Annotated in this window: 8 protein-coding genes; 4 read left to right on the top strand and 4 right to left on the bottom strand. The window is 61.2% G+C overall.

Annotated features, from left to right (window positions below; genetic code table 11):
• Positions 1 to 198: 198 nt before the first annotated feature.
• Entirely contained in the window at positions 199 to 1,509 is a 1,311-nt protein-coding gene (locus tag AC1AZA_RS09170) for an ATP-binding protein (RefSeq protein ID WP_476514357.1), read from the bottom strand.
• Between the two features lie 430 nt (positions 1,510 to 1,939).
• On the opposite strand from AC1AZA_RS09170, the gene AC1AZA_RS09175 reads away from it, so the two are divergent.
• Positions 1,940 to 3,001, top strand: a complete 1,062-nt coding sequence (locus AC1AZA_RS09175; RefSeq protein ID WP_476514358.1) for a replication protein RepA — start codon at positions 1,940 to 1,942, stop codon at positions 2,999 to 3,001.
• A 297-nt stretch (positions 3,002 to 3,298) separates the two neighbouring features.
• Here the strand turns inward: AC1AZA_RS09175 and AC1AZA_RS09180 are convergent, their stop codons facing one another.
• A complete protein-coding gene (locus AC1AZA_RS09180; RefSeq protein ID WP_476514359.1) occupies positions 3,299 to 4,126 on the bottom strand; it encodes a phosphoribosyltransferase in 828 nt (275 codons plus the stop codon).
• On the bottom strand, positions 4,123 to 5,133 hold the full coding sequence (locus AC1AZA_RS09185; protein WP_476514360.1) for a DNA-processing protein DprA: 1,011 nt from the start codon (positions 5,131 to 5,133) through the stop codon (positions 4,123 to 4,125). Before AC1AZA_RS09185 ends, AC1AZA_RS09180 begins: the two co-directional genes overlap by 4 nt.
• A gap of 966 nt (positions 5,134 to 6,099) precedes the next feature.
• Here AC1AZA_RS09185 and AC1AZA_RS09190 point away from each other — a divergent pair.
• Both AC1AZA_RS09190 and AC1AZA_RS09195 read left to right on the top strand, forming a co-directional pair.
• Entirely contained in the window at positions 6,100 to 6,681 is a 582-nt protein-coding gene (locus AC1AZA_RS09190; protein ID WP_476514361.1) for an AAA family ATPase, read from the top strand.
• Entirely contained in the window at positions 6,678 to 6,914 is a 237-nt protein-coding gene (locus AC1AZA_RS09195; protein WP_476514362.1) for a hypothetical protein, read from the top strand. Before AC1AZA_RS09190 ends, AC1AZA_RS09195 begins: the two co-directional genes overlap by 4 nt.
• Before the next feature lie 106 nt (positions 6,915 to 7,020).
• On the opposite strand, the gene AC1AZA_RS09200 is transcribed toward AC1AZA_RS09195, so the two are convergent.
• Positions 7,021 to 8,400, bottom strand: coding sequence for an ATP-binding protein (locus AC1AZA_RS09200; RefSeq protein ID WP_476514363.1), 1,380 nt, complete (start codon positions 8,398 to 8,400; stop codon positions 7,021 to 7,023).
• Positions 8,401 to 9,218: 818 nt separating this feature from the next.
• On the opposite strand from AC1AZA_RS09200, the gene AC1AZA_RS09205 reads away from it, so the two are divergent.
• Complete coding sequence (locus AC1AZA_RS09205) at positions 9,219 to 9,698, top strand: flavodoxin (protein ID WP_476514364.1); 480 nt, start codon at positions 9,219 to 9,221, stop codon at positions 9,696 to 9,698.
• Positions 9,699 to 10,067 lie beyond the last annotated feature (369 nt).

Here is a 10,067-nt window from a genome sequence, read left to right on the forward strand (position 1 = left end):
TGTACACTCGTCAGATTTCATGAACCCATGGAATGCGCACTCGTCACGATTCACGAGGCGAAGCCAGGGTGACGCCACGGCGCTTGGCAAAAGATAATTAATTAACATATTAATTAAATGTGTAATTAATTATTGATTCCATGCGTCGCATGCGGATGCCTCCGGGACGAGACCGGAGGCATCCGGACAGGCGGCATCCTACAGCGCGTTCGCCGGGTCGTTGTCCGGGTCGAAGTACGCGCCCACCGCCCACAGCGGAACGTTCGTCAGCCAATCCTGCTCGCGGTATCCCTTCATGGACGACCGGTACCCGTGCAGGCCGGTCTGCCCGCACAGCATCCTCAGGCTCTTGGCGTGCACGTTCTCCTCGGCCTTGACCTCCAGCGGCGCAGGACGGCCGTCACGACGCAGGACGAAGTCCACCTCGGCGGTGCCCCTGCCGGAGGTCCAGTAGTACGGCGTCCTTCCGCACGCCACGAGCTGCTGGCAGACATACTGCTCGGTCATCGCGCCCTTGTACTCCTCGAGCGCGCTGTTCGACAGGATCACGTCGCGGGCGTCGATGTCCATGGCCGCCCCGAGAAGGCCGACGTCGTGCATGTACAGCTTGAACGCGGACAGGTCCTCGTAGTCGCGCAGCGGCAGCTGCGGCTTGTCCACGCGGTACACGCGGTAGGCGAGGCCCGAGTCCACGATGAATTGGATCGCGGTCTCGTACTGCGCGCGTCTGGCGCCCGGGGCGATGTGCCCGAACACGAATTTGTGGTTCTCCCTGCCCAGATGTGACGGGATCGAGCGAAACGCCAGCCTCACGCGTTCCGTGTCAAGGTCCTTCGCATCGGAGGCGTGCTTGGAGAAATCGCTGTCATAGTCGGACAGCAATGCCAGCTGACGCTCCCTCGCGGCGCGGTAGTCGCCTCCGCCGTCAAGAAACTCCGCGACAACCTCCGGCATGCCGCCGACATAGTAGTACCGCCGAAGCTCACGCTCCAGACGTTCGGAGAACACCTCGGCGCGACCGAAGTCCAGCGAGCGGACGATGCCGGCCAAGGTGCCCTGTCCGCACGCCTCGAGGAATTCGAGGAAGGTCATCGGGTACATGTCGACCATGTCGACCTTGCCGACGGGGAACGACGCGCCCGCATGATGCGCGATGCCCAGATACGACCCCGCGGAGGCGATGTGCTGGTCGGGGGTTTCCTCGGCGAAGGCCTTCATGAGGGTCAGCGCCCCGGGAACCTCCTGTATCTCGTCGATGACGACGAGCGTACGACCCGGCACGATCTTCACACCGGTGAACACACCGATGTTTTCCAGCACCTGGGCGGCGGCGTATCCGGGGGCGAAGACCGCGCGGGCCGCCGGTTCCATGAGATTCAGGTACGCGCACGAATCGTATCCGGTCCGCCCCAGTTCGCGCAGTGCATAGGTCTTGCCCACCTGTCTCGCCCCGCACAGGATCAGCGGCCTGCGCCGCTTGGCCTTGCTCCACGTTTCCAGCCTCCGCATGACGTCCCTGCGCATGGTGCCCTCCCGGTTCCCTTCAGAATCGTTGGAATCATAACAGAAAGAATGCTTGTAATGCAAAAATCATGACGAATAGAACCATGTTTTTTACAAAAGCACGAAGGAACATTCGCTCATCTCATGCAGAAATCATAACGACGAAACCATTATTTTCGCAATTCTCTTGACAAGTCTCGCGAAGCTCCCCATGCACGGCGCCGGTGCCCCCGCATCCGGGCTACGTATGAGTTATTATTTAATTAAGTATTTAATTATTTATATAATTAATTAGCATACCACGCGGTGCGGTCGCATGCAGGCAACCACGCCCGGTCGGCGGGATCGATCCCATGGACGGCTACGGCTGTCCCAGCGGCGGGGCGAAGACGGTAGACTTGGAGGCCATGGCTGGCGAGGAAGGAGGACGAGGCGCATGACGGCAAGGACCGGCGGAAGGACGACGTCCGGCGGGCGCAGGACCACCCGGAAGCGGACCTCGCGCGCCAAAAGGTACGATACCCCACTACCGAACGCGCCGAAGGCCGATGACCCGACGGTCGATCCGAAGACCGGCGAGCTCGTCCTGTTCGACAAGCTGGACACCCTCGCCGACATCGAGGCGCGCGAGCCTGACAGCAAGGAGATCTGGTACTCCCACTCGATCCTGACCTCGACGCTGTTCCCCTCGACCCAGCCGAAGCCCGATGTCCCCTTCGTATCCAAGAGCAACGGCACGTACAGCTACATGCTGGAGGCCGGCATCGACCCGGAGAAGCTGGTGCGCAAGTACCCGTACGGCAAGTACCCGCGCCTCTTGATGGCGTGGATGGCCAAGCAGATCCGCGCCTGCGGCGGCAAGAAGACGGACGTCGTCGACCCGGAGAAGCACCAGATCACGATCCCCACCATCTACCAGCTGTGCGAGGAGATGGGGGTGCCGCGCGGAGGGCGCACGGCCGACGCGCTGCGCGAGCAGCTGCGCCTGCTGCTGGCCTGCCACATCAGCATCCGTCGCACGACCGGGTTCGCGGGCAGCGTCGTGAGCGACACCGTCTCGATGCCGTTGGTGAAGGCCTCGAGGAACGTACGCAACAAGCACAACGAGGACCTCTCCGGCGCGACCTTCATCCTCACCGACGAGGTCTACGAGCGGCTGAAGAACGAGTCCGCCCCGTTCGACACCCGCGTGAGCTCCTACCTGCTCTCGGGCCGCAGCGTCCTGCCGTACGACCTGTACGTGTGGCTCAACGGCTCGATGAACCGGCTCAGGCACGACATGGTGATCAGCTGGCAGTGGCTGTACGAACGATTCGGCGACGGCATCTCCGACGAGAGCAACTTCCGCAAGGCCTTCCGCCGCGCCCTGAACAAGGTCGTGGAGGTCTACCCCACCGTGAACGTGGAGGTCCGCCGCGGCGACGGCATCGTCCTGCATCCCTCGCCCACATCCGTCGCCAGACAGGGCCGCGCGTCGAGCCGCGAGATCCTTGATTGACGTCCCGGATAGTGGGGTATCGTACCATTTTCCTCTTCCGTGAAGCGTCGGATCGTCCTCATGGTGCATTCCGACGCAGAAAACCCGTCCGCGGAAGCGGTCAATCGATGAAGATGATCAAGCCTCCTTTGAGGAATAACAACCGTTACTTTCGTTAGCCGCTGATGCGGCGATTCCAACACTGCCACCCAGCGAAAGATCATTGCACACGCAGATGGCAGACGAGGCGTACGCCACTGCCATTGATCGGACCGTTATCACAATGCGCACTTGCACCATGCGATGCTGCCGGCGGGCTTATGCAGCGGGTTCCCTGCGCCGGTGCCAGGGGCAGTAGCCTCCCATGTAGTGGACGCTGCGGTGGAAGGTCCGCGTGTATGCCGGGTCAATCGTGTCAAGGTAGCGGGTGCTGACGATACGGGCGACGCAGTAGACCGACACCTGCGCGGCTCCCTCGAATTTGAGACGGGCTGCGGCGGACTGCACGGTGCCGCCGGTGACCCAAGAGTCGTCGATCAACACGACGTCGCCGCCAAGGTGACGTCTGTCCGATGGGTCGGCCAACGCGAAGGCATCAAGGTCGAGATTGCGTGTCTTGGCCTTCCTGGCCACCAGACGGACTTCCGGAACGCCCGGCAGCACGCCCGCGATGATGTCATGGAGAGGATGGGACTGGCGGAAGCGTGGCGACCCCGCCGTGGATGGCACCATGGCCCATCCACTCACCGGAATGCCAGCGGACTCATCCAGGCATTGGCCGTGGCCGATGAGCGCAAGAGCGATGAGCGCGCGCACGTTCCTGCGGTAGTCCGGCGACAGCGGCCGCGGCTCCTTGTACCCGTACATCATCTTCAGCGTCTGGCTTGCAGGCTCCGCCGCATACACCCCGCACGCGATCCGGTCCGCAGCCATTGTCGCACCCTCCATCCCGGTGACGGTCTGTAGCGCGCGCGTCTGTGCCGCGAGCGTTTCGCAGCTGCGACACCGCGGGTATGCGGGGTTCTTGAACCCGCCGCATACCGGACATAGCAGGTCATGATGTGACTCGTAGCGTACGGTCTGCAGGTAGCTGCCGGCCGTGGTGTCGAGCACTCGGTCGAGTCGGAGTCCATACTGGTTGATCATGCGATGCTTGCGGAGATGAGACGGTCGATGGCATGGTCGAGTTCGTCGCCCAAGTGCAGGATCCGTATCAGGATGCCGCGCACCTGATCGACCGTGGACGCCACGTATACGCCTGGCCTGTCGGCGAGTTTACGGCCCCATTCGGTGTTGGCGGCGACGGTGTCGCGCAGGATGACGGGACGTCCGTGCTGTTGAGCCTGCCTTGCCTGAATGCGTGTGCCGGAGTATTCGTGGGCCTCCACCACGACGGTAGCGATCCCATAACCGCTCATGGATGCGTTGCGCATGGGGAATGTGTTCTTCGTGGGCTCCTGATCGGGCCAGAACTGCGAGAGCACAAGTCCCCTGCGGGCAATCTCGTGCTGCAGTGCCTGATTCTGGCGCGGATATTGCCGGGTGATGCCGGTACCGATGAACGCGACCGTGCGCCCTCCCTCGGCGAGGGCCTGCTCGTGGGCGGCGGTGTCGATCCCGGCCGCGAGCCCGGCGATCACGGTGAATCGGCCGGCGACCAGCATGGACGCGGTCTCTCGTGCAAATCCAAGGGCCTCGGGGGATGCTTCGCGCGATCCGACCACGCTCACGGCGAGTTCGTCCTGAATCATCGTGCCATCGGCGAACAGGAACGGCGGCATGTCCGCGACCTGACGCAGCCGGTTCGGGTAACGCTCGTCCAGTACCGACACGAAATCCAGGCCGTGCCTGCGCCAGTCCTCGACCTCGCGGCGTGCGGATTCGAGCGCCTTTCCCAAAGTGAGACGGCGTTCGGCCGTAGGCGGCACTTCGTCCTCGCCGAACAGCGCGAGGTCGCTCGAATCGTGCAGGGGGTCGTCGTCGATGAGGGGATTGCGCACGGGGTCCATCTCGTGATCGAACACTGCGATCGCACTGCCCTGATGCGCCACGGCGTTCGCGATCGACGACCACGTTTCGCGACGGTCATCGATTGTGTTGAGCAACGCCACCAGCGCGGCATTCTCCTCCAGCAGCCGATCCTGCGCAACCATACCGACCACACTCCCGTTTCAAGCCCAAAACCGATGAAAACCAGTCTACAAGCCACGTCGCGGCACTTCACCTGCAGACGGATGGGTCCCATGATGAACGCCCGAGGCAATAAAGTGAAAATGGTACGAAACCCCACGTCTCACCAGCCGATCGAGTCATCGCACCCGTCGATTCCGGGCAGGGGCAGGCATATCGCCCAATAGTGGGGTATCGTACCGAAACCGATCAAAAACCATCCGCGGAAACCCCGAAAACGGTAGTGGGGTATCGTACCAAAAAGTAGTGGGGTATCGTACCATTCGGCACTTTTGCTCGGAACCGGTAGTGGGGTATCGTACCATTCGACGTGGGGTATCGTACCCGTTTTAGTGGGGTATCGTACCCGTTTTAGTGGGGTATCGTACCATTTAATCCCCTCAGAGCCCTACTGCCAGTAGCTCTGAGGGGTACCCCTTATAGTGTTATAGTGTTATAGTTATTATAGCGAAATGCGATTTTGAAGAAATGGTGAAGCTGACCTTCGGAACAAACCGTGCAAAGCGCACCTGAACCAAGAACGATTCTCAGCAAGAGTCTGTACCCACTGAGCCGCCAACCGTCCGATTCACATCATCTTCCCGACGCATCTCGCCCGCCTCCGCCTCGCAGCTCGGCTGCCCGTCGCCATGTCGCTGTCCGGTCACGCACATTGAAGCAACCGCAGGCCGACCGCTCAATACCAATCACAAAGTTCCCGCCCAATATGCTCCAGAATCCGCAAAAACGCCTTCTGCGGGCCTATGGACGATGATCGATGGAATTCTTCGTGTTTGCCGCGAAACCGCGTCCTGAAGGCTTCCTGTGCATGTTTTCGTCAGACTACCCGCTGCACACCGCCACCCGCAGTCCCAACGCATCCCTTATGGCACCTTCCGAATTGTGTTATTGTGTTAATTAATTACTTATCTCCATGAAAGGCGGAGACTGTGATCGTCACCATCGCCAACGCCAAAGGCGGGGTCGCCAAGACCACCTCGGCCATCTATCTGGCATGCGCGTGCGCCATGCGGGGCTACCCCGTGCGGGTGCTTGACGCCGATCCGCAGTCGTCGGCCAGCCTGTGGGCGGACCTCGCCTCGGACAACCACGATCCGTTGCCGTTCGACGTGCTTCCCGCCAACCTGTCCACGCTGGGCCGACTGGCGAGCAGGCCGGGCGAATGGGTATTCGTCGATGCTCCACCGTCGGGTCGCGTGCTCGAGGCCGCGATCGGCGCCGCGGACTTCGTCGTCGTGCCCACCTCCGACTCCCCGCTGGATCTCCAGCAGGCCTGGGCGACGCTCAAGGCGGTGCAGGGCAGGCCGGCGGCCGCGTTGGTGGTGCGCGCCGAGGTCGGCACCACTGCGTTCAAGGAGACGATCGACGCGCTCGACGCCAACGACACGCCCCGCTTCGAGGCGGTCGTGCGCAAGCGTCAGGAGATCAAGAAGTCGCTGGGCTGGGCGCCCACGAAACTGTACGACTACGGCGACGTGCTCGCCGAGCTGATCGAGGAGGTCAAGCGATGAAGGGCAACAAGGCCGCATATGCGCCGGTCGTGGCGGACAAGGAGATCCGCGAACTCAAGGACGTGTTCCGCCGGGATCCGGAGACGGAGGTCGAGGACAACCCGCTGGTCATGACCTCGATCCGCCTGCACTCCAGGACCCGCACCGCCGCGAAGGTGTACGCGGCCGAACACGGCATGAAGCTGCAGGAGGTCATTGAGAACGCGCTCAAGGACTATATCGGCGTTAAATAAATTTTTAAGTAATTAAATATATAAATAATTACTTATTTAACTCTTGCTTGTTCGGCAGGACGCCCTGCGTCCCGGCCCCGCGCCGTCCGTTGAAGTGGATTGGTGCTCAGACGGGATTCACGCTCATGAACAGGCCCGTCCCGTCCGTGGAGGCGTCGTCGGAGGCGAGGCCGAGCATCTCGCGCAGGCACCAGGCTGCGTACAGGGGCAGGTAAAGGATGCTCCCGTCGCGTTCCACGTTGCCTCTGGACAGCACCGCGCCGCCTGGGATGCGGTATTCGGGGTTGGCGAGCAGCGAGTCGATCGCCGCGTGCGAGCGGTAGTGCCGTCCCGATTTGACTTCGATGGGGACGGGGCTCCCGTCGTTCCCGTCGGCGATGAAGTCGACCTCGCCCTGTTTCTTCACCATGAAGTAGTACAAGGGCACGTGTTGCGCCGAGAGCTCCTGGGCCACGACGTTTTCGTAGAGGGCTCCGAGATTGGGCTTTGCGTCATCCAGATAGACGGATCGTGAGGTGGCGATCGGATAGCGTGCCATGAGCATGCCCGTGTCGGATTGGTAGAGCTTGAATTTCGGGGATTGTGCGGTGCGCATGAGCGGCGATTTGGGCTCGGTCACGCAGTTCGTCTTCAGCGCGACCCCAGCGTCGACCAGCCACAGGAAGTCCTTCTCCATGCGCCCGTAGCGCGCATGCTCGCCGATCGAGGATACGGAGAACCTGCCGTTGCCGTCGATGAGCTGGGCCGGCATCTGGTCGAACATCTCCCGCACCCTGGGCGACCGCGCCCCGGCGTACTTGGAGATGTCGAGCCGGTACTGGCCGTTGAGCTCGTTCTGCAGGGCGCGCACGGGTTCCAGGTTGCCGTTGCCTTCGAGGAATGAGACGACCGCTTCGGGCATGCCTCCCGTCACCATGTACGTGCGGAAGTTGGCCAGCATGGCTTCGTGGATGTGGGCGTCGATAGCGAGGCCGGATGAGCAGGCTTCGCGGATCGCGTCGAGGGTGGATGGCTGCACGCCGATGGCCCAGCAGAACTCCTCGAAGTCTATTGGCCTCATGGTGCGCTCGACCACCGATCCCACCGGGTAGGAGCGGACGGCCTTGAGTTCGGTGCCGAGCATGGATCCGGACAGCGCGTAGTCGAACTGGCCATCGGCGACAAGGAACTTGACCATCGTCATGATGTCGGGGCGTTCCTGGACCTCGTCGAGGAAGATGAGCGTCTCGCCGGGCACGAGCGGTCCTTCGGCGAACAGGGCGATTCGGCTGAGGAAATCTCGCACGTTCGTGGCATCGGCCAGAGCGCGAGCGGCCTGGCGATTCTCGTAGAGGTTGATCTCCACATAGTGGCGGTACTCCCGTTTGCCGAATTCGCGTATCACCGTGCTTTTGCCGGTCTGGCGGGCGCCGGTGAGAAACATGGCCTTATGCGAGGTGCCGCGGCGCCACGCCTCCAGCTCGTCGGTCATCTTCCTGCGCAGCATGGCATACCTCCGTCGTCGCAAACCACTGTAAAGAGTACTGTCTGATGGATGTCATGCACAAATTTCCGGATCTATATACATCGGATTTGCACAAAATTCCAGACTTACAAATCGCTATTTTGCACAAAAATCCAGAATACGGCATGATTCCGCCAGTCCGATGAATATGGTCTATATTGTATTAATTAAATATTTAATTAGTTATTGCAGTCTCGATGTAGCTCATGCAGATGGTTTTTGATTTTTTGAATTTTTTGATTTGGTGCCAGATCGGCGTAGTTCCAAGGATCGGTGGCTGCATTCATGCCGATGGCCAATCCGTTCAAAGCCCCACTGCCGGGGTCGAGCCGCCGTTGCCGACAGGGCGGGCCGGATCATCCGCTATTTCGAGAAGGGACTCGACGACGGCGTCGGGCTCCGGGGGCGTATCTCGGGGCCATGGCCCGGTTCGAAGGTCCGGTGCCCACGGAAGCAGTCGCCGATCGCATGGGCAAGGGCGCGAGCCATGCCTCCACCTAGCGCAGGCTGCTGCCGAACGCGTGCACGATCCGAAAAACCGAACGGGGCGAGGTGGACTTCGCGGTCCCGTTCCTTCGGAAATGTCTGCCCCGAGAGCGATGAGGCAGATCATGCCCCGGATTACCGGGTACCGTTCTCAGTTAATTAAATAACTATATAAATAAATATTTAATTATATGAATGATGTCCTCGCTCAGCACGGATTGTTTGACTTCGAGCGCTTGAGGTTCATAGAACGGATTGCGGAAGGTTCGAGCGGGCTTAGCGGAACGGCTGGTCCGGTAAGGAAAGGATCAATCATGGTCAAGCGGATGCTCGTCGCATATTTCTCGGTCTCCGGAACCACCCAGAAGGTGGCCGAACGGCTCGCGCATGCCATCGGCGCCGATCTCAGGCAGATCGTGCCGGCGGAACCTTACACGGACGCCGACGTCGACTGGCGTAACCCCGCCAGCCGGTCGAGCGTGGAGCATGCAAACCGTGGGATGCGTCCTGCCCTGCGCGAGTCGATCGACGTGACGGCGTACGACGTGGTGTTCGTGGGGTATCCGCTGTGGTGGGAGACCGCGCCTCGCGTGGTGCGGACGTTCCTGGAGAGCGGGGATTGGTCCGGAAGGAGCATCGTCACGTTCGCGACCTCCGGTTCAAGCACGCGCGGTGCGGACGGCGCGCAATTGCACGATTCCGCCCCTGCGGCCCGTTGGGTGGCCGGCCGTCGCATCGCCGCCGGGGAAAGCGAGGCCCAGCTCGACCGGTGGGTCGACGGCTTGGGCCTGTAGGACGGCGGCCATATCGCATGCCGTCTTCCGGCCCATGCGGTGCGCCAGTGCGACACGCCGTATATCGCCGGAATTTCAATGGTTGTTCACCTTTTTAGGTGTCGGTTTGCATATTCGTAACCTGACGTGTAGATTGTCTATTCGCTGCCTGACGGCGACGGTGGTTCTTTTGGATTGTTGGAGCTGTCAGTGTGTGGTGGTTTGAGAACTCAAGAGTGTGTTTGTACTGCTTTTTTATGCAAGTCTTTTGATTGCCAGTCCGATGCCCGCCCGTGGGTTGTCCGGTTTCGTCCGGGTTGCTTGTGGGTCCGTTAGTCGCGGTGTGAGGGGTGTCGGGGTTTTTGTGCGTGCTTCTTTTCCTTATTAAGA

The organism is Bifidobacterium sp. LH_389, assembly GCF_056357235.1.